The 22,557-nt window shown below is 44.6% G+C and carries 11 protein-coding genes; 3 read left to right on the forward strand and 8 right to left on the reverse strand.

The features are described from left to right. Window positions 1–647: 647 nt before the first annotated feature. The 3 genes from F0364_RS08395 to F0364_RS08405 form a co-directional block, all read right to left on the reverse strand. Window positions 648–3,530: a T9SS type A sorting domain-containing protein gene (locus F0364_RS08395; protein ID WP_153797326.1), complete on the reverse strand. Its 2,883-nt coding sequence runs from the start codon at window positions 3,528–3,530 to the stop codon at window positions 648–650. Window positions 3,531–3,959: 429 nt separating this feature from the next. Further along, window positions 3,960–4,832: a sugar phosphate isomerase/epimerase family protein gene (locus F0364_RS08400; RefSeq protein WP_153797327.1), complete on the reverse strand. Its 873-nt coding sequence runs from the start codon at window positions 4,830–4,832 to the stop codon at window positions 3,960–3,962. Between the two features lie 581 nt (window positions 4,833–5,413). Further along, the gene (locus F0364_RS08405) at window positions 5,414–10,516 is read right to left on the reverse strand and encodes a beta strand repeat-containing protein (RefSeq protein WP_153797328.1); all 5,103 of its coding nucleotides are present in this window, start codon (window positions 10,514–10,516) and stop codon (window positions 5,414–5,416) included. A 616-nt stretch (window positions 10,517–11,132) separates the two neighbouring features. Between F0364_RS08405 and F0364_RS08410 the strand changes: the two genes are divergently transcribed. Then, window positions 11,133–11,768, forward strand: coding sequence for a response regulator (locus tag F0364_RS08410; protein WP_153797329.1), 636 nt, complete (start codon window positions 11,133–11,135; stop codon window positions 11,766–11,768). Between the two features lie 20 nt (window positions 11,769–11,788). Here F0364_RS08410 and F0364_RS08415 read toward each other — a convergent pair whose 3' ends face one another. After that, window positions 11,789–13,786, reverse strand: a complete 1,998-nt coding sequence (locus tag F0364_RS08415; protein WP_153797330.1) for a sensor histidine kinase — start codon at window positions 13,784–13,786, stop codon at window positions 11,789–11,791. Window positions 13,787–13,918: 132 nt separating this feature from the next. After that, a complete protein-coding gene (locus tag F0364_RS08420) occupies window positions 13,919–16,012 on the reverse strand; it encodes an outer membrane protein assembly factor BamB family protein (RefSeq protein WP_153797331.1) in 2,094 nt (697 codons plus the stop codon). A 377-nt stretch (window positions 16,013–16,389) separates the two neighbouring features. Here F0364_RS08420 and F0364_RS08425 point away from each other — a divergent pair, with 377 nt between their 5' ends. Then, the gene (locus F0364_RS08425; protein WP_153797332.1) at window positions 16,390–18,552 is read left to right on the forward strand and encodes a xanthine dehydrogenase family protein molybdopterin-binding subunit; all 2,163 of its coding nucleotides are present in this window, start codon (window positions 16,390–16,392) and stop codon (window positions 18,550–18,552) included. A gap of 38 nt (window positions 18,553–18,590) precedes the next feature. Here the strand turns inward: F0364_RS08425 and F0364_RS08430 are convergent, their stop codons facing one another. The 3 genes from F0364_RS08430 to F0364_RS08440 all read right to left on the reverse strand — a co-directional run bounded on the left by F0364_RS08430 (window position 18,591) and on the right by F0364_RS08440 (window position 20,727). Next, window positions 18,591–18,842: a hypothetical protein gene (locus tag F0364_RS08430; RefSeq protein ID WP_153797333.1), complete on the reverse strand. Its 252-nt coding sequence runs from the start codon at window positions 18,840–18,842 to the stop codon at window positions 18,591–18,593. 79 nt (window positions 18,843–18,921) lie between these two features. Continuing rightward, window positions 18,922–19,737: a helix-turn-helix domain-containing protein gene (locus F0364_RS08435; RefSeq protein WP_153797334.1), complete on the reverse strand. Its 816-nt coding sequence runs from the start codon at window positions 19,735–19,737 to the stop codon at window positions 18,922–18,924. Window positions 19,738–19,764: 27 nt separating this feature from the next. Continuing rightward, window positions 19,765–20,727, reverse strand: coding sequence for an aldo/keto reductase (locus F0364_RS08440; protein WP_153797335.1), 963 nt, complete (start codon window positions 20,725–20,727; stop codon window positions 19,765–19,767). Between the two features lie 542 nt (window positions 20,728–21,269). On the opposite strand from F0364_RS08440, the gene F0364_RS08445 reads away from it, so the two are divergent. Then, window positions 21,270–22,373 (forward strand): DUF6688 domain-containing protein, encoded by a 1,104-nt coding sequence (locus F0364_RS08445; RefSeq protein WP_153797336.1) that lies wholly within the window; start codon window positions 21,270–21,272, stop codon window positions 22,371–22,373. Window positions 22,374–22,557 lie beyond the last annotated feature (184 nt).

The raw sequence follows: 22,557 nt of genomic DNA on the forward strand, positions 1-22,557 counted from the left end.
AATTGCCCAAAGTGCGAAGCATTAAATTTTAATTGGAAAATTTAGAATGACGAAGGTGGCAAGAAATAAGACATAAGCGTTAAAGCATAAAGCTTAAAAAATTTACTGACTGCTTTCACTTCTTACCCAACAACATCCCATTCACTTCTTCCGTATTCAGATACTTACAGTTTTGCCAATGGGGCGGGTCTGGTCTGCAAGCATATTCTTTAAAAAGCAAAGCAGATTTGCTCACCCCCTCTATTCACCAATTCCGTCATTGGTTCTCTCAACTCATCAGTTGTTGTATTGCAAACAGCCGTACTGAACAGCAATTTTGCGCCATTATTTTTTAACCCTTTATCATTAAACAACATGAAAAAGACACAGCTCTTATTAATGACTGCGTTTACATTTTTAAAGTTATACAGAAATGCAAGAGGCTGCACCTTCGGGTGAGGGATTGAAGCGGCTACCCCGGTGAGGCCTTCGCCGCAGGGCCTTGTGCCGGAGTAGTAGCGGAAAGCCCGGCCCGAGGCACGAGGGACACCCCCTGAACCTCTAATAAAACAAAACCCGATAGCCCGTAACTATCCTGTAATAAAAGCAAAAGAGGCCACTCATAATGCGTGGCCTCTTTTTCTAAATAAGGAGGGAAATAATTACTATCACTTGCTAACCACCACTTTTTTGGTAATTACCTGGTTACCGGCAGTAACCAACGTAAGGAAATAGATGCCAGGCTGCAGAGAGGCTACATTTACATCCAGCCCATTACTTTTTAACGAAAGCATTGTGTTGGCCTGTGACCATACCTGGCGGCCACCGGCATCCCTGAGGCTTATGGATGTAAAGCTTCGTGGATTGCCGCTAAACTGTACCCGGAACTGTGTGGTAGCGGGATTAGGAAACAACCTTACATCATCCTGCTGTAACGCTATTTCAACATTGTCATCAGGTGGTGCAGTTACTATCAACGGCGCACCCGCGGTAAATGAGTTAACTATGGAATAGGCTGTCCAATCAGTATTATAGTAAGGTACAACCCTAATATAGTAGTTAGCTTTTGCCAGCGATGTAAGGTTAATTACATTAGACGCTGTATTAAAGTAACCTGAATAAACGGGTGCGGCGGCAGTATCTTTATAAACATACAACCAAACATAAGGAATAACACTATTTACCTTTTTAGCTGCAAGGTTAAACGTAAACTTAAGGCTGCCTGTGCCGGTATAGTTTAGTTTCCACCAGTCTTCCCCATCTTTCAACAGTTTATAGTAAAAATTAGTGTGGCCGGTAACTGTTGTATTAGCAGCCATTGTTAAAGCCTGGTATGGCTTGTTGTTAGGCTCTGCATCGTTGGCATACGGGTACAGGTAAAGGCTGTCTGTTAGCGTATAAGGTGTAAACTGGTTGTTATAGTAACAGTTTACTTTAAGGTAATAAGTACCTGCTGCAAGCCCGTCTGTATTCATGCTGAATGCAGCGTTGGAATAGGCTGAGTTTAGCAAAGTGGTACCGTTATTATCGTACAGGTACACCCACAGGTAAGACCCATTATGCGGCGTAAGCTTTAGCTTAACCATGCCATCGGATGTGGTAGTAACTTTATACCAGTCGGCAGTATCCCGCTTGTTGTTGTAATAATATCCCGCATGGCCGGTTTTAGTGCTGTTAACTGCCAGGGTAAGTGCCTGGGCCCTGTTATCATTTGGCTCTGTATCGTTGGCCTGGGCCGGCGTATATAAGCTGTCTGTAAGCGTGTAAGGCGTAAAGTGGTTGTTATAGTAACAGTTAACTTTTACATAATAGGTGCCTGCTGCCAGCCCATCTGTATTCATAGTAAAAGCGGCGTTGGAATAGGCTGAGTTTATCAGGGTTGTTCCGTTATTATCGTACAGGTAGGCCCATAAGTAAGAGCCGTTATGTGGGGTAAGTTTCAGTTTTACCAAACCATCGGCTGTTGTAGTAATCTTATACCAGTCGGCTGTATCCCGCTTATTATTGTAGTAATAACCAACGTGCCCTGTTTTAGTACCGTTAAGCGCAAGGCTAACCGCCTGTGCCCTGGTATCATTCGGTTCTACATCGTTGGCCTGCGTGGGCTTAAGCAAGCTGTCAGTTAGGGTGTAAGGTGCAAACTGGTTATTGTAGTAACAATTTACCCTAATGTAATAGGTGCCGGCGGCAAGACCATCCATGTCAACATAAAAAGTAGTAGTGGAGTAGCCTGATTTCAGCAATGTTGTTCCGTTATTATCGTACAAATATGCCCAAACATGGTAACCGTTGTGAGGTGTAAGCTTCAGCCTTACAAGGCCGTTTGCGTTAGTGGTTACCTTATACCAGTCTGCCGTATCGCGTTTGTTGTTATAGTAGTAACCTACATGGCCTGTTTTGGTGCTGTTGAGGTTCAAGGTAAGCGCCTGTGCCCTGGTATCGTTGGGCTCAACATCATTAGCCTGTGCCGGGCTGCGTAATGTATCGGCGAGTATGTAACTGGATGTATCGGCAGGGTAGTAAGAATTAATTTTCACCAGGTAAGTTCCGGCAGCCAGCCCGTCTGTAGTTTGCGTAAACTTGCTGCTTGAGTAGCTTGAGTTTAGCAAGGTAGTGCCATTCCTGTCGTACAGGTATATCCACATATACTTGCCTGCCGAAGGGGTAAGTGTAAGGGACAGTTTTCCATCAGAGCTTGTTTTTAAGCGCCACCACCTTACAGCGCCTGCAGTGGCAATTTTACTTTTTTCAACATAATTTACAGGCAGCGTTAGCGTGTCTGATTTTGGGGTATACGTACTATCTGTTAGTGTATAAGGCGCAAAGCCACTGGTGCTTTGGCATTTTAGTTTAAGATAGTAAGTATCAGGCAGCAGTCCATCCGTATTCAGCGTTACGTTGGCACTGGTAGCCGAATTAATAATTGATGTGCCATTAGATGTATACAGCGTAACATTCAGCGGCTGGCCGTTGGCTGGGGTAAGCTTAATCCTGAGATAGCGGGTTGTTGTGGTGGTTATCTTATACCAATCGGCTGTATCCCGCTTATTATTGTAATAATAACCAAGATGGCCTGTTTTTGTGCTGTTTTGTGCCAGGGTAAGCGCCTGGGCCTTTGTATCGTTTACGCCAACATCGTTAGCCTGGGCTGGTAAAGTAAGTGTGTTGGATATGGTATAGCTGGTAGTATCAGAAGCGGTAACTGTTCTTACTTTAATGTAATAAATGCCCGCTGCCAGCCCATCTGTACTCCTGGTAAAACTTGTGTTTGAGTTACTTGAATCCAGTACAGTGGTACCATTGGCATCGTACAGGTAAAGCCAGGTAAACTTATTATTGGGCTTAAGGGTAATATCTAACTTACCGTTGCCTGTGGTGGTAACTTTCCACCAATCCACATCTGTGGAAGAACTTATTTTTCCTGTGTTGCTTCCGTTTAAGCTAAGGGTACTGGCCTGGGCAGAGGTATTGTTCGGCTCTGTTTCGGCAGCCTTCAGTTTATTGCACACAGCAAGCAATACCATAAGAGGTACAAGGTAGAAGGATTTCATTTGACTGAGTTTATGTGTGAGGAATAAAATAAAACAAGCAGGGTTACCATTCTTTCTGCGGGCAAAAAGCAAACATGGTGTTGAGCTATTCGGGGCCTGGTTCGAGCCTCAATACCGGTGTAATTCAGCACAGCAGTCAGGGTAGCACGTTATTGTTTTATATACATCGTACCACGAGGCGTAAGGTCATCGCCTTTTTTGAAAAATTTTTAAGAATAAATTGTGATAAGCGTAATGGGTATGCGCTGTTTAAACGTGGGTTTGCGGAATTTAAAATTAGCAGCAAGTAAACAGGTATTATAGTAAGGGAAGACTTACGGATACATGAAGGCATGGTTGTTTTGACATTCATCAGAAGGCAATATAAACCGCGGCCTGGCCTGGGTTTAGCCGGCCAGGCCGCGGTTTGTTACAAAGGGCAATTATTTATTACGATAACTTTTTTATGTACTCCGCGCAGCCCTGCATAACGGTTGGGTCAGATTCCATTTCAACAAAAATGTATTGAAGCCCGGCAGTCTTCGCGGCGGCAAAAAAGTCTGGCCAGTCAACTATACCCGTGCCCATTACTACTTCTTTCTTATGGTCAGATGGGCTGTAGTCCTGCAGGTGTGCCGAGATAAAACGGCCGGGGAATTTTCGGAAGTAATCCTGCGCTTTATAGCCAGAGGTAATCGCCGCCACCTGGAACTGCAGTTTTACCAATTCCGGGTTAAGGTGTTCCAGCATCAAATCATATTGCGGCCTGCCATTGAATTTTTCGTCAAACTCGCCGTTGTGGTTGTGATAGCCTGCAACCATGCCCGCTTGTGCCACCAGTTCGCCCACATGGTTCATCTGGTCGCAGCGTTTCTTTACTTCATCCTCCGTTTTAGCCATCAGGCCACCGGAGCAAACCATGTGTTTCAGGCCCAGTTGGTTGGCAAACTCAATACGTTCAGCCAGGCTTGCATCGTCAGTAATTTCTTTCCAGGTAAAATGGCAACTTGTAGTTTGCAGCCCGCAATCGTTGGTAAGCTTTTTCAGCTCCGCACCCGAGTATTTATCCAGCGGGGCAAAAGGGCCCTGGTAGCCTTTGGGGCTGCACCATTCCACATTCCTGTAACCATAACCCGCCAACGTTTTCATGGTTTCCACTGGTTTGGCGCCAATCTCATTACGGTAAACATAAGACTGAAAGCCGAGCAGCATATCAATATCTTTTGTACCCGGCATGGCAAGAATAGATTTGGGAATAGAAGCAAGAAAACCGGAAGCGGCAAGCCCGGCAGCAGCATTGGCTAAAAAAGATCTTCTGTTCATGGTAATCGTTTTGATGTATTTCAGGTGTTTACAAATGTGCAGGCAGGCAACCCATAACTGTTAAGATAATGCCGGCTTACACTTACTGGCAGCAAAAGGTAAAGATTTATATTCGATCAGCCATAAAGCCAGTGTTGAAAATTATGAAAATATCGGGCAGGTGATTAACGCAAAAGACTTTTATGGGCCCGGCAGCAGGAACATAGATTGAGCTTTACTTGCGTCGCACTCTTGTACTTTAACACTTTACTCAACAAGGAACCCAACGCAGCAAAATGTTAATTAATCTAAGATGGCCAGTGTTAGCGCCGCAACAATTGGCAGCCCTAAAGGGAGGATTTGTGAAAAATGGCTTACACACACCGGCTTTGCCAGGCTAAACCCTTCATTAATTTTTGAATTTACCAGTGACGCCCGGCGGCATGAGTGTACGCTGCGCAGTTGGCAAAATGAATGTTTTTGCATCATACCAACATTCTTGTAAACTATTTTTTAAGGGAATGTAGTATTGCAAAAACAACGGTGCGTTGTTCGCTGACACACGACACCGTTGCTGTAAACATCTCCATACATTAAAAAGGTTAAAACTTTACCAGCCGTAAGCATTTGGATTCGTTACTCCTGTTAATTATCTGAACAATGCATATACCTGTAGGCAAATTCACCGGGTTTAACCGGTAGATGTTCGTTCCTTCTGATGCAACCGGATAGTTGAATATTTGTAGAACTCTACCCTGTAAATCAAGCAACCCTACAGCCGCCAACTGTTTGTTGCTCTGCAGTTTTATTTCCTGGCCATTGCTTACGCTATTCGGACTTAACATTAATTGCCAGGAATCTTTAAACTCAAGCAGCCTTACCGGGCTATACGCTTTAATACCTTCATTATCTATAACAACCCGGTAATAATTACGGCCTTGCAGTGGTTCTTTATCTATAAAATTATAACTGTTGAAGGAGTGTCCGCTTTTTGAAGTTTGGTTACTAATTGTTACCCAATTGCGTATATCGGCGCTACGTTGCAGTTCGAAGCTTTCTGTGCCGGTTTCCTCTACCGTTTTCCAGGACAATAAGGCGCTGCTATTTTTTTGTTGCGCTTCAAAGCTTACCAGCTTTACCGCCAGCACACCCAGACCCCAGGTTACCGAATAGCTGGCAGGGTCACTTTGTACGCCTGCCGCATCCCGCACCGCGTAATTAAATGCAAATCCACTGTTGCCGCTTTGGTTGAACGTGATGGTTAACAATGCCGGGTTGTAATTGGCTATTGTGGTGGGGCCGCTAATTTGTACCCCGTTGTAAGAAAGTATGTTGCCATCCATATTGCCCAGGCCGGTGATAACAAAAGTAGCCCCTGTTCCCATGCTGCCCTGCTCGGGGTCGTCTCCATCCAGCGGGAACATGTTCCTGTAGCTGCCATCTATAGGATATGTGCCGCCACGGGTGGGAACAGGGTCGATAGTGTAACTGAAAGTGGTAGCTGCCGGCTGTTGATCTATACCAAAATTAGCGTTGGTCACATTGGCCGTTACTGCGCCGATGGGCAGTATACCGTTTACCGTTCCGTCGCTGCCTGCACCGCCGCCCAGGTTCTCGCCAACGCTTGCATATCCGGTTGGTAATGTTACGGTTGGCACCATGGTTTGCCCTACGGAAGCTGTAGTGGTAGAAAGGTAAATCGTGAAATCATCGCCTATTATGCCATGGAAGCTATAAGTTCCGTTGGCTGCTACTGCAACAACGGATGTTACGGTACCCATGGTGTTATTGTACAGGATTGCATTGAGGCCACCCGCATTGGTGCCGGTGCCACTTACCGTGTTATCAGTAAGGCCATTAGCATCATTGTATACGTTACCACTGATCTGCACGGAAAGCGCAGTAAAATCATTACAGGTTGCAACATCTGTATACCGAAGCGAAGATGTAACCGCAGTAGCAACAAAGGTGTTGGGATCTATTACATAAAGACCTGGATTAGAGGTTTGGTTTGAAAAATACATGCTTCCGTTGTAAAAAAAGATATCTGTTATCACCAGCGGGGATACCCCGGTACCTGTAATGGTACCCAGGTAATAGGCTTGGGGTGAAGATGGATCGGGAACCACCCATACCATATGGCGCACATCTTCAATTAAGTAAATTTTGCCATCCGGGCCAATGGACATATCCACATAATCAGCACCCAACACAGCGCCGCCCGGGCCCGCCGCTGCGGTTGGCGGCACGGTGCTCCATAAAGTGGTAACGGTATTTGAATATGGATCAACTTTTACCAGGTAATCGGCATAAGAAGACAGGAAGTAAACATTACAGTCTGCGTCTGTGGTTGAAGAAATAATGTAATTGTGGTTTGTGCCGGGAATAGAACCTATAGCCGCCGGCAAAGTTGCCGAGATGTAAGCTCCGGAATTATTGGTGGGATCGTAACGGTACACCTGCCTCGTTATAGTCCCGGTTGCATTCGTAACTGTGTATATCCCATTATCGCAACTTTTAGCTGCGGCAAATGTGCTAAACGGCAGCACCGCTCCATAGTCCGTCTGCGCACTGGTACCCGAAGGCGTTAGGTTGTTTATTTGATAAACGTGGTTACCGTAAACGCCGTATACCGTGTTTGCGCAGAGTGTGATAAAGGCTCCTGTAAAATACATGGATACTGTTGCAAGATTGCTTGCTTGTTGAGCAGCGTCTATTTCACGATAGGTAAAGATCAAAACATCTATACCACCATTCGGGTCCACTTTCAACAAGCTGGGATTGTAATTCTTGATGGTATCTCCTGCCACTACCGCTACTCCGTTGTAATAAAGTGTTCCATTAGAAGGCAGCGTATTGATAACAACCGTATCCTGGTTCCCGGTACCCGGAAAAATACCCTGTTCCGGATCGCTTCCATTCAGGGTAGGTACCGTCATCTGAATGTTGCCTCCAGGGTTCACCTGATTAGACACCGTAACATTGTTAGCCGTTGGTATTCGCTCAATTCCAAAGTTGGCATTGGTAGTATTTGCGTTGACAGCACCAAGAGACAGTATGCCGTTAGCAGTGCCATCGCTTCCGGTACCTGAGCCTAATTTTTCGCCCGTATAAACGTAACCATTGGGTAGCGTTACCGCAGGCGCCGCTGCTTGCCCGACTGCATCCGTACCTGCACTTGTAAGATAGACAGTATAATTATTTCCCACAATGCCGTGGAAACTATATGTACCGCTGGAGCTCACGGCAGATACTGCACTAATGGCACCTGTAGTGTTATTGTATAATATGGCATTCAGGCCGCCGGCGTTGGTACCGGTACCATTGATGGTATTATCGACAAGCGCATTGGCATCATTATATACATTGCCGCTTATCTGTACAGAAATTGCTGTAAACGAGTTACAGGCTGCCATATCGAAATAATTCAGGGAAGAAGCCACCCCGGTTGCCACCAAAGTATTCGGATCTATTACATACAGCCCCGGAAGAGTAGATCCGGTTGAAAAATACAGATTGCCATTATAAAAGAAAAAGTCCGAAAAGCCAAGCGATGATACCCCCGTACCGGTTATAGTGCCCAGGTAATGCGCCTGTGGCAAGCTGGGATCAGGAATAACCCACAACATATGACGGTAATTGTCTAACAAATAGATTTTACCATCAGAGCCAATAGTCATATCTGTATAATCTCCACCTAAAACTGCTCCTCCGGGGCCCGGTGCCGCTGTAGCAGGTACCGTACTCCATACAGTAGTAACTGCATTTGTATAGGGGTCTACCCTGGTGAGGTAGTCTGCATAGGAAGACATAAAGTAAAGATTACAGTTTGCGTCCGTTGCTGCAGAAATGATATAGTTGTGGTTGGTGCCAGGTATGCTTCCAATAGCTGCAGGCAATGTTGCCGTAATGTAAGCGCCGGTATTGGATACAGGATCGTAACGGTAAACCTGCCTGGTGGTAACGCCGGCGGCATTGGTAACCGCATATACACCATTATCACAGCTTTTGGCAAGAGAATAGCTGTTAAATGGCAATACCACCCCGAAATCTGTTTGGGGATCAGTACCTGAAGGGGTTAAATTATTGATTTGGTACACACGCCTGTTGTACACGCCGTACAGGCCAGAAGTACACAACGTGGTAGCGGCCCCTGTAAAATAGATAGATACAGTTGCTGGGCTGCTTGATTGTAACGCAGCATCCAATTCACTGTAGGTAAAGGTTAAAAGTCCTATACCATCATTTGGATCAACAGTTAACAAGGCTGGGTTATAATTATTGATCTGTTGTCCCGCAACTACCGCTATTCCATTGTAATACAAAGTACCGTTAGAAGGCAGGGTATTGATCACAACCGTATCGAGGTTGCCCGTACCCGGCAAAGTACCTTGTTCAGGATCACTGCCGTTTAAGGTAGGTACGGTGAGCGTGGCGGTGCCTCCGGGGTTTACCTGGTTAGAAGCAGCTACATTATTGGCAGTTGGTGGTTGTTCTATCCCAAACCTAACATTGGAAGTATTGGCGCTTATTGTTCCAAGCGTCAAAATTCCATCTGGAGTACCATCGCTGCCCGTGCCCGTACCGAATTTTTCCGACGTACTTACATAACCCGACGGTAACACTACTGCAGGGGCCGCAGCACCTACCGTTGCAGTACTTGTTGTAATTTGTACTTTATAATTGCCTGCGTCCGCATTGGTAAAGCTGTAGGTGCCATTGGTTGCTACGGCTGCTATTGCTGCCACAGTATTGGCGGTGGCATTAATCAATACCGCATTAAGACTGCCGCCGCCATTATAACCGGCTCCATTCACTGTATTGTCACTCATTCCATTTAAATCGTTAAAAACAGTACCGCTTATCGTGATAGCATTAATGGTAAGGGTTACGGTACCGGCGACAGAGCTGGTTTGCCCTGCGGCATCCACCTGGCTGTAGGTAATCGTATAAGTGCCAGCTCCGGTTGGCGGATCGAACGTTAAGAACGATGGGGTATAGTTGCTGATGGTTAATCCTGCTGTTACCACTGCGCCGTTATAGTACAGGGTACCACTTGCAGGCAGTGTAATGATCCTTATCCTATTAGTATTAGAGGTACCGTTATAGGTTCCATCTTCGGGATCTGTGCCGGTAAGCGTTGGCACTGTTACGGTGCTGGTGCCGCCCGGATTAATAAATGTTCCACTTGCATTATTAGTTGTTGGCGTTTGTTCGATGCCGAAATTGGCGTTGGTTACATTATTGGTGCCCGTGGTAAGCTCAATCTGCCCCAAAGTACTTGTTTGTGTTGCAGAGTTATTAGAACCCCTTATCTCACCGGTATTTATCCATCCAGAGGGCAAAGCACCCGCAGTATTTTTCACAGCCGAGTTTGCCAGCACCAGTTTAAGGCCAGTAGTGCTGTTAGGAGCAGTTAGGCTGTAAGTGCCAGTAGCTGTTACAACTGAGGAAGCCAGCACCACGCCGCTACCGTTAACAAGGTTTACATACAACGAGTTATTTGTGTTGGTACCCGCTTCGGAACCATTAATGGTAATACTACCATCTGCATCGTTCCAAACAGTTCCAGAAACTGTTGCTGCAAAAGCTTTTTCGCTAACGGCAACAAAAAATATCAAACAAGCGATAAGCGATGCTTGCTTGCCCGGCCTTAAAATATTGGCTATGGTAAAGGGTATGGCTTTTTTTACTATATTTTTCATAAATGAATTAGTTATGAGGGGTTTTAATATGGATATAAGGGCATTCCGGAAGGTCTGTTGGTAAACTTCTTATGGGTTTAGAAATTATAACATAAATTCTGTTTTGTAAATGCCAATAAATAGCGGCGATTAAATTCGACAAATATCATCGGATATCTTTCCCGGGGGTTAAATGTGCTCCGGTTTACAGGGCTAACAACGGCTTATTTCTCCTGGGGCTTTTTTTACTGGATACTTATTGTGATAGCAAAGTTACACTCCAAGGGTAGGTTAGAACCACTCATAATTTGGAGGGGTAGCCGTAGAAAAATAGGAATAGTGCTAACTTTCCAAACGGCAAGCAATGACAACAAAAAGAAAAAATAACTTTGCTGCTTCGACGGTGTATCCCCCCTTTTGCCGAAAAACAGGAAGCTGTATACGCACCCGGGTGAGGGATTGAAGCGGAAAGCCCACAGCCAGGAGGAACGACTGGCGAGGACTTGCAGCGAAAAGCCCGACCCCTTGCGATAGCTTGGGGGCACCCCCTTAATTAACTGCAGCCTGATAATTAACGTCTAAATTGCAGGGAAGACCGCAGAACTTACATCCACACCAAAAAACTAAATCCTCAACCATGAATTTTGGAGTTATTGACGACCACATGCTGATTGCAAAACTGATAAAGGATCAGCTTGAAAGAAACTATCCGGATAGTGTGGTAAAAGTTTATATAAATGCGGAGGCTGCGATAGGTGATTTTGAAAAATGGCTGCCGGATATTGTGATTTCTGACATATTACTGCCTGGAATGAGCGGTATGGACCTGGTGACCACCATAAGGACAAAGCTACCTGGTACAAAATTTATTTTGCTAACCTCTATTTCGGATTTGTCGATGGTGAAACTAGCGGTAAAAAAAGGAACCGAAGCATACCTTACCAAAGACTGTACGGAAACGGAATTGCTGGATGCCGTAAAGGCTGTGATAAGAAATGAAAAATACATGAACGCTTCTTTAAAGGAGCGCTTACTGCTACAGGTTTTTGAAGACGAACTGCCTGAATTACACCTTTCGCCCCGTGAAAATGAAGTATTACAACATATATGTAAAGGCAAAGTGCCGAAAGAAATTGCCGCTGATATGGGACTAACCATTAATACCGTTCAGCAATACATTAAAGGTATCATGAAGAAATTTAAGATTACCCGGACAACAGAATTGGTATTGTTTGCGATTAAAAAAGGTTTACATAACCCTACTAATAGTTGAGTATTTTTTTATGAACTTTCTTAATCCTGGCTTACAGGGAAGCTGCCGCTTAACCGTAAGCCATTGATAGAGGACGCAATGGCAAACTTTCCTCCAAGAGCCAGAAGCCTCTGCTCTATGGCTGCCAGCCCCAAACCCTTTGAAGAACCATCCTGCATGCCTTTTCCATTATCGGCAATTTCAAAGAAAAAGTATTCATTGTTGCAGGATATGTCTATATGTATGTTTGATGCATTGGAATGCTTTACAGTGTTGGTTACAGCTTCTTTGATAATACGGTACATTTCCCTGTGTTGATTAACAGTAAAATACTGGCGGACTAAACTTTTATTTACCTCGTAAGTTATCTGCAAACCAGTGCCTCTGCCGAAACGAAGGTCAAGATTTTCAAGCAACTCGCATACGTCGTAACTGGCAGCTCTGGCAGAATGGTGAAGCCGGTAGATAAATTCCCGAACCTGCGTATATACGCTACGGGCTTCTGCTTCAATACCTGCCAGTAAAGCTGCCGTTTCAGGATTGAGGGTATTTTGTTTAACATCATTGATCATCATTGGCAACATGGCCAGGCTGCTGCCGACTTCATCATGAATATCCCGCGAAATAGTTTTCCTTAACCCGGAGACGGCTTGCTCATATTCTTCCCTTTGCTTGAGGCCTTCGGCTTCTTTTTGCTGCTCAAGTTTATCAAGCTCGTCGCTCAGCGCCTGGCGTTCCCGCAACCTTGTCACCTGCTGTTTTCTATACAGCAGATAAACTAATAAAACGGCCACGACCAGGCAGGCAATGGCAATAATGCCGATAAACTTTATCCGTTGCTTTTCCTGCTCATTTTTAAGATTTTCGTTCTGAAGTTTTACCAGGTTATATTTTTGTTCGGTTTCATACGCCTTTATACGCTGCTCCTGCAAGTCGAGCGTGTCTGTATACAACTTAAATTTTTTGTAATATTCCAGGGCCTGTATGTTGTTACCCATGGCTTCTGCAGCTTCTGACAAAGCTTCGTAAGCTGCCTGTCTTATACCCATACTTAGCCGGTGGGGCCTGGATACATCCAGTTGCTCCAGCATTTTTTTGCCTTCTGCAAACCGGCCCAACTTTATCAAGGAAATTGCTTTGTACAGCGGTGAATAAATATTTTTAACGCCAAAAAAACGGGATGAGTCATGATATGCGGGCAGCATGCTTGAATCGAATAATTGAATGGCGGACAGGTAATTACTATCCAGAAAATTGAGGTAGCCCAGAAAATTATAGCAGGCTTTGAACCAATATTTACTATTATGAGCTTCATGACTCATTACATCTCTTATGAGGCGCAGGCTTTTCAGTTTAGCTTGCATACTTTTAGTATGTGTGTATTGCCTGTTATAAATAACCACTTTGTTTAAAAGGTATAAAACATAATTTTCATCCCACAATTTGTAACGGGGATAAATCGCAAGCAGCTTGTCCATATACTCCAACCCTTTGTCGTATGCTGTCAGGTAAGTGTGAATAAGAGATAGGTTGTCATAGGAATTTACTATCAATCCGGTATCCTTCAAGCGAACCGCATAATCTAAACTGGTATGTGATGCCTGTAAAGCCGTATCGTACAGGTCGTTATAAAAATATGTTTCGGCAGCCCCAAGGTACGCGTCTGCCATTAAGTTATTTGCCTGAGCGCCGTCATCGCAGGTTGCCAGTTTCCTATAATATTTTTTACATGAGTCTGGCGCCACATTAAAATAATAAGCAGTTAGGGCGGCAAGACTGCTTTTTTTAAGTTGGCAGTTAATGGTGTTAGTACACTCCTCCTTTAACCATAACGCTATTTGTTCAAGTTCTTTTTCGTGCTTTCTTAAAAGATTTGCGTTGTGAAGAATGTTTTGTTTATCGGTAATTGATAAAACCTGTTTGTTTGCAGGCCTGGCATGCTCAGGCAATGCATTATACAAGCTGTCACTTATCTGAGCGGAGGAAAAGTGACAAATCAAGGTAAACAGGCTAACAAATACTAATAAAGTTATTTTCATTAACTGATTAGGATATTTAAGCAAAATTAGTCACACCTTGTGCACGTAAAATTTCCTATATCATTTTTTAATTAACGTGATGGTTGCTGCTATCAACTACGAGTTAATGGTTGAAAAGAACGCAATAAAACCTTACTCAATCGCAAAAGCAATATACCCTCCCTTAAAATTATTGGCCTGTTCTCCATTTACAGATACCACCACATACTGCCTGTTACCCACCGCGAAGGTGGAAGGGATAGAACTCGCCATTCCCGGCAGTTGGTATTCCCATAAAACTTTTCCCGTTTTCTGGTCAAACGCACGAAACATATTGTCGCCCGTAGCGCCGATGAAGATTACGCCACCGGCGGTAGCAACGCAGCCGCCACGGTTGAACATACCCGAATTAGGGATGCCCATCTTTTTGAATTTCGGGTCTTCGCCCAGCGGAACCTGCCACACAATGTTGCCGGTGTTAAGGTCAATGGCGCTCAGGGTACCAAATGGAGGTGCAATGGCGGGATCGCCTTCAGGATCAAGATAAAAGCTGTACCCGTTGAAGCCATATGGTTCGTTGTTCTCCGGAATGGCTGCTGTTTCGAATGATTGTTGCGCCACGGTATCTTTTACATACGCCACGATGGCCGCAATTTGCTCCTGCGATAAAAACTTAAACGATGGCATTGGTGGCGCACCTTTCCTCAGTATACTTGCAATCTGTGAGTTTTCATACTTTTTAGCGCGGCCTGTAAGGTCTGGCCCAACACCCGTTCCTTTCTTATCGGCGCCATGGCAGTTGCTGCAATAAGTTCTGAATAAGATTTCCGGGTTAAGCTGGTTGGCTGCCCGTATTTGTTTAAGGTCGGTCAGTTTCAGTATCATCGGAATATCTGTGGAATTTACGAACAGCATTTGGGTTGCCGGGTTTACCGCTGCGCCACCCCAATTACTACCGCCATGGGCCGTGGGCAGCATGATGGACCCTTCCATGGATGGCGGTTCATAAACGCCGGTCTTGTATTTGTTTTTGGCAACCTCATCTTTTATCCATGCCGATGAACGGCCATAGTACTTTTCCTGGTAACCCTGCCGGGCAAATGGCGGGTTAACAGGCAACGGTTGCGTAGGCCAGGGTTTTTCCCCCGGCATGCTACTCACTGTATCAACCGGCACTTCGTTCACACCGTACAACGATTCGCCGGTTTCGCGGTTAAACAGGAACAGGTACCCCATCTTGGTAACCAATGCCACCGCGTCTATTTCTTTTCCATCCTTCTTTACGGTAACAAGGTTGGGCGGGGAACCATTGTCCCTGTCCCAAAGGTCGTGGTGCGTGGTCTGAAAATGCCAGATGCGTTTGCCTGTTTTGGCATCCAGCGCCAGCAGGCAGTTGGCGAAAAGGTTTTGACCGGGCCTGTCTGCCCCGTAAAAATCAAATGATGGCGAAGCGGTAGGCACGAAGACGATGCCCCTTTTTTCATCCAGCGCCATTCCTGCCCAACAATTAGCGCCTCCATTGCGCTGGCGGGCGCCGGGGTTCCAGGTATCGGCCCCAAACTCACCGGGTTTTGGTATTACATGAAACACCCATTCCAGCTTGCCGGTATTAATATTAAACGCACGTATATCACCAGGTGTAGATGGAAGTTCATCCGGTACTTTGCACCCAACAATAAACAGGTCGTTATACACTACACCCGGCGCATTACTTGATACGGGTACACTGGCCCGCATGGCTTCAGGCACTTCCAGCCCTTCATAAAAATCTACGCGGCCATTGTTGCCAAAATCTTTCATCACCCTGCCGTTCCCGGCGTTGATGGCGTAGAGCGTACCACCGGAAATAAGAAAGATACGGTCTGGGTTGCCGGGATGGTAGGTCATGCCTTTTGACCAGTTAGATATAGCCGATGAATCGGGCACAAACTCCCATAACAGTTTTCCTGTAACAGCATCCATTGCCACCAGCTTGTTGGAAGGCATCAGGCCTATAACCCTGTTGTCCATCATTACCGGGTTAAAATACACGCCACCGCCTTCCGTGGTGTCTTCATAACGCCACACTTCCCGCAGCCGCGATACATTTGTTGTGTTAATCTCTGTAAGTGCAGAAAACTTGTTGTTGGAAACATCATGGCCAAAAGTGGGCCATGCGGCGCTGTTATCTTTTTTGTCAGGCGAGCATGCGCCGAGAAATACCAATAAAAGGCAGGTAAGCAACCGTTGTACGTTCGATATGGTCATGCGAATAATTGGGTTCAAATATTTGTATAAAATAAACACATTTGAACCGGAATTAAGCAGTATAGTTTTTCATGTACCCAACACCAACATAAGCATGAAAGAATTTTTTTGTAGCCGGGCTACAGGAATATAATTGAACATCGTTGCGTCGCACTCTTGTACGTTCTGTCCGCTACTAAGCTTTTCCCGCAGAGTAGATTGTTGCCACTCCTCCGGAAGCTTCGGTTGCAAGGCGCTTATCAGAAATTAGTAAACTGAGCTGTACCGAATTTTACGTTCTAAAAAATGCAGTTCAGCTTTTCCTTCTTACCATTGGTCAATTACTTTTTTTCACGGCCATTAATCAAACTACATTTAAAGAAACAATGTATTAACCCATGAAATATAACCGGGAAGGCAATACACGAAGGGTGTTTCTTCAGCAGGCTGGCATGTCTGGCCTGGCATTGGTTATCGGCAGCAGCCTGGCGGCAAGGGGCAAAGAGTTTGGTAAGTCTGCAGGCGGAGATGCAAGTGAAGTTACGGGTACAGAGCTAATGTCATGGATATCCATTGACACTTCCGGCAAGGTTACCATTTTCAACCACCGCTCAGAAATGGGCCAGGGAACCTGGCAGGCTATTCCGCAGATCATTGCTGAAGAGCTTGAAGTGGATATGAAAGACGTAACTGTTAAATACGCGGCTGCGCACCCCAAAAAATATGGCCCGCAACCACAGGAAGGCAGCTTTTCTGTAAGAGGCTGGTATCTTGATTTACTACGCACAGGTGCAACGGCCCGGGAAATGCTGATAGCCGCCGCAGCAGGTAAATGGCAGGTACATGCTTCGGAATGTTATGCAGAAAACGGAAAAGTCTGGCACCGGAAAACAAAGCAATCTTTTCATTATGGTATGTTGGTAATGGATGCAGCACGTTTAACGCCTTCTGAAAATGTAAGCCTGAAAGAGCGAAAGGATTATAAAATCATCGGTAAGCCCCTGCCGCGAAAAGATGCCGCCCCTAAAATAAACGGCACCGCCATTTTTGGGTTGGACAAAAAATTACCGGGCATGTTATACGCCGTAGTAGAGCGTAACCCGCGAATAAGAGGCAAAGTAAAAAGTTTTGATGATACCGCTACACGGTCTGTTGCCGGTGTACGGCATGTAATGAAAGTGCAGAGGGCTGTTTTTGGTTTATTGCTGGAAGGGGTTGCTGTTGTAGCAGATACACTGTGGGCAGCCATGCAGGGCCGCAAACAACTGAAAATAGTGTGGGACGATGATGGATTTGAACACCTGGATTCCGCAGAAATAACTGCAAGAATGCAGGAAAATCTTACAAAACCTATCCCCTCACAAATATTTGAAGATGCCTTTAAACAGGCAAACCGTACTACTGAGGCTTTTTATGAAATGCCCTACCAGTCGCACAGTTGCATGGAGCCGCTTAACTGCATAGCCGATGTAATGGAAAACAGTATAGCAATCTGGGGGCCTATCCAGGAAGCCAACTGGATACAGGCAGACCTTAGTGAGCGACTCAATATACCTATTGAAAATGTAACGGTTAACATGACTTTCCTGGGTGGTGGTTTTGGCCGTAAAGCGTTTACGGATTACCCGCATGAAGCTGCGCTAATTTCAAAAGCAATAAAAGCCCCCGTACAGGTTGTATGGACACGTGAAGATGATATGACGGCTGGGCCTTTTCGTGCCGGTGCAGCCTACCGCTGCCGTGGTGGTATTGACGGCCGGGGAAAAATACACAGCATGCAAATTATTTCTACCTCGCATTTTGGAGAAGGGACAACAGAAAATGCCGCACCGGCAGCAGTAACAGTAAACAGCGGTCAAATAAGCGGTATGGCACAACCGTATTATCAATCTATGCCGCATTATAGTTTTGGCGGTATAACCACTAAATGCCCCATACCCACCATGTGGTGGCGTGCCCCCGGCGCCAATGTAGATGGTTTTGCCTGTGAATGTTTTATTGATGAACTGGCACATCTTGCAGGGGCGGACCCGTTGGCTTTTAGAAAAGCACATCTTAATACTTCACGGTACCAGGCATTCACAGATAAGCTGGCCGCCATCAGTAACTGGAACAACCGTAGCAAAAATGCAGGATGGGGTGTTGCCATTACAGAAAGCTTCGGCAGCATTGTGGGGCAGATAGTAAAAGTATTCAGGCCCGGTACCGGGAAAATAAAAATTGATAAAGTATTTGCGTTAATTGATTGTGGGTGGTATGTAAACCCGGATATTATACATGCCCAGGTGGAAGGCAGCATAGTAATGGCGCTGGGCGCCGCCGTATTTCATGAAACACGGTTTAAAGATGGCATGGCGGTTGAAAAGAATTTTAATACTTACCGTATGCCCCGCATTAACGATATACCGGAAATTGAAGTGCATATTATGGAGAACAATGAACTGCCGGGCGGTGTGGGCGAGCCTGGCTTACCTCCTTTTGCGCCGGCCCTGTGCAATGCAATATTTGATCTTACCGGTAAACGCATCAGGAAGCTGCCCTTGAGCTTAAATGAATTCTGATATTTAACTCCCCCCTTAACTGCCCGCAGATCACGGTATCAACTAAAAGTAGCTTCCAGTTTAAGGGCAATCTCTTTTAATAATTCAGGATCTACCCTGTGAAGTAATTTTTCATTTTGTCCCGGCATAGCCAGGGCCCGGTAATGTTGGTCTTCATCCCGCTCAAAATACACTTCTGTTTCATCAAGCTGAATGCAAAACTGGTAGCTATAGCCTTTAACCAACAACTTCGACTCCAGGTCCAGTTGAATGCCTTTGTATTTCACGGTTAGTATAAACTGATCTGTCATGGCAGCAAAATTACAATACCTGCAACGCCTTCATGAAAATAACCTGTCCAGTCCTGTTCGCCCTTGCTGTAAATCCTTTTTAATTCAACCATTCTGTTGGCGGTTTACCGTACTTCTTTTTAAAGGAATGCGAAAAATGTGCAAGGCTTTCAAAGCCCAGGTCCAGATATATGGCGGAAGGTTTCTTGTGTTTTTTCTCTATCAGGTGCAGGGCTTCCGATAATCTTTTTTCCTGCAGCCAATGCCGTGGAGACATATCAAATACTTTTTGAAAATCGCGTTTAAAACCTGCAAGGCTTCTGCCGGTAAGCTGTGCAAACTTTTCAACTGGCAGGTTAAAATGAAAATTGCTGAGCATAAACTCTTGCAGGTCTATCTTGTAGGGTGCTGAAAAATCGAACAACAGGTCGCTTAGCTGTGGCATGGCATGCAGTATCAGCTTTACCGCTTCTCTTACTTTCAGCAAGCCCATGTCAGCCGATATCGTTGCTGATGGGTTTCTTACATAAGGTACAACAGATTGAAAGTATCCTTTCAAAAAATCACTTGGCGGTAAAAGCACGTTTAGCGCACCGGTATATTTTTGTTTTGTTTCTATACGCTCTTCCAGAGCTATCTTCCGGAGCATTTCTTCCTGTAAGGATATAACGATCGTTTCATACGCTTCATCACCCGGCAATGGCGTTTTCGTAATGGTGCCAAGTTGGTTTTTGCCAATCAACAACATTTGGCCCTTTGTCATCGTAATTTTCTGTGCCGCGGTTTCTAAAGTAAAATGCCCGGACACCTGTAACACAAGCGTGTTATGCTTAAGAAAACCCACCTTATCTTTTCTTGTAACGGAGAGATAAGAATAGAAAAGTACCCCGGGTATTATTTCTGCAGGATTTGTCACTTTGTAAAGATATATATCTGCCTGTTACTATCGTTGCAGGTACGTACCGCCTAATATGGCGCCTTGTGCAAAGCTGTTGTTAAGCATATCCATTTCAGCAGGTGTAAAAGCTATTTCCATCGCCTGCATGTTCTCAGGCAATCGCTTCCTGCGGCTCATGCTAACCAATGGCATTATATGACCGCCCTGCGTGTTAACCCATGCAATAGCCAGTTGTGCAGGTGTAAAGCCTTTTTCCTGTGCCATTTGTTTCAACACTTCCACTTTCTCCAGGTTTTTTACCAGGTTATCCCCCTGGAAACGGGTAAAATGGTTTTGATAATCTCCTTTGGCAAGCGGCGCTTTCATATCACCGGTAAGTAACCCTTCGGCGGTATTGGCAAAAGCCACTACTGCTATACCCAGCTCTTTTGCCGCAGGCAACAGGTCAGTTTCTATTTGCCTGTCAGCTAATGAATAACCTATCTCCAGCGCCGTTACGGGGTAAACACTGTTGGCTTTGCGCAATTGTTCTGCAGTTATTTCAGATACACCAAGGTGGCGCACTTTACCTTCTTTTATAAGGTCTGCAATAGTGCCTATTACATCTTCTACAGGTATGCTGCCGTCAAGCCGGCAGGGCTGGTAAAGATCAATCGTATCTATACCCAGGCGCACCAGTGAATAGTTGATAAAGTTTTTGATAGCAATGGGGCGAAGGTCCAAACCAAGCCACTGGCCATTGTAAAAGATAGCGCCGAACTTTACGCTGATGAAGGCATCGTCTCTCCTGCCTTTAATGGCTTTGCCTACCAGCAGCTCATTGTGGCCTGCCCCATAAAAATCACCGGTGTTCAAAAAATTAATACCATTATCCAGTGCCATTTGTATGGTGGCAATGCTTTCAGTTTCATCACTGGCCGCACCACCCCAAACAGGCGACATGCGCATGCAACCTAACCCTAACTTAGATACCAGCGGACCGTTATTGCCAAGCTTAATTTGTGTCATAGTCATTTGTTGTTTTATTTACCAGGTAAAGGTCTTACGCATTCAGCAATAACATATTTCTTAAACAGCTCAATTTACTTGCCTGTACGGCTCAGGGCATAATATGCCAATGTGCAGGTGTGAAAATGTGTAAACAAGAAAAAATTTATGGGCCCGGCGATAGAATAAGCATTGAACATTCTTGCGTCGCACACTTGTACGGCTGGATATGCTATGGAGCTTTTCCCGCAGTTTAGATATGATATAGCCGGTTTAACATTGAGGTGAAGTACTCGTGTCTTGCATCTTAAACCTGGGTATAAGGCACTGAGCACAAAACCATTATTTAACCTTTAGCTTATTGATTGATATTCTCTAACTAAATGGAGTATGTCAAAATAAAGACTGCCTGGAAACACTGCATTAGGATCGTTGTTAAAGCTCATTCATTTCTTAGTTTTATAATTTTCAAGAGAAAAATTTATACTTTCGTCCTCTCTTTATCCCGCTTTTTAAAAGGTATTATACAAAACTATCAACCGCTAATTATAACTCTTAACTATATGCTCTTAATCCCTTTCTGGATTCCATGCATTATCATACTAAGTTATATTGTTATTTACCTCGTATCCGGCCGAATTAATTATCGGTCTTTTCTTTTTCTTTTTTGTGAATTTGCCGTTCTGGTTATCCTGCCTTTTCTTTTTTGGCTTTTTGCAAGCGAAAATGATTGTTGCCATGGGTCGCTATTTGCAGCACTGTTTGCACCTAAACATGCGTTTAGTACATTTATACTTATTGTTTTGTGTATCATAACCTATTATTATTCATCTTATAGAAAAAAGCTTGCAACACCAATTCTTGAAGTGCTTGTAAATACTGTTTTGGTGATTGCAATTGTATTGAATGTATTTATCGCTATTCAGATTAATGATATCGAACTGGCATTGCCAGGAAACCTGCCCATTGTTTGTTTATACGTTCTTGCGCTTGCCAATAATCAAAGAGCTTTTATCAAGTACGCTAGTCATAACAAGGCTACAAGAAGCAGAATGGAAAAAATATGTTGGTCTATACTTCAATCGAAGCCATTGCTGAAATTTCCTTTTTTATTGGTTCTTTGTCTACCGGTCTTATTGCTAATTAGCTCCTTTCTTTTATTGCTGGGTCAAGAGCCGGATGCATTTATCCGGGCCTTTACAGAAGCCTATGACCGTGGATTGTCTGGCGCCGCGTTTAATTGCCAGGGAGATAATCAGCCATGTGGGGGTGGACACTATTTATGCACCATTGCGGCAAACGGCCATAAGGGAGTGGTTAAGCCAGTTAGATTGGGTATCAGAAAAGGGATGCCTATCATTTGTAATCGCCAATTACTTATTGCTAATGCGTTTGAGGAATTGCTACAGGAAAAATTTCCAGGGCTTCACCAGTTTATTAGAAAAAAGTATGACGTTGTCGGCGACTTTATCCATCGTTATTACGGCATTTTCAAACACAAATTAATATCAGATCTTATCTATCTTTTGATGAAACCCTTGGAATTGTTTTTTGTATTAGCGTTATACACTCTGGATCTAAAGCCAGAAAATAGGATAGCCAGACAGTACTTAAGTAAAGAAGATAAGGAAGCAATTAAAAACAGTAAAAACGATATAATGGCTTAATCTTTCAAATGTGGCATTTAATCCTTGTAAGTGTCATAACCCGCAAGGATTTAATTATGAGAAGTTCATTTGTATCGTACTGCCGCAATTGCGTTTCGGAATAATGTTATTCGCCTGCAAGCAATGCCTTTGTATTTCACGGTTAGTGTAAACTGATCAGTCATGACAACAGAATTATGGCACA

Source organism: Foetidibacter luteolus (genome assembly GCF_009650435.1).
Classification (GTDB): domain Bacteria; phylum Bacteroidota; class Bacteroidia; order Chitinophagales; family Chitinophagaceae; genus Foetidibacter; species Foetidibacter luteolus.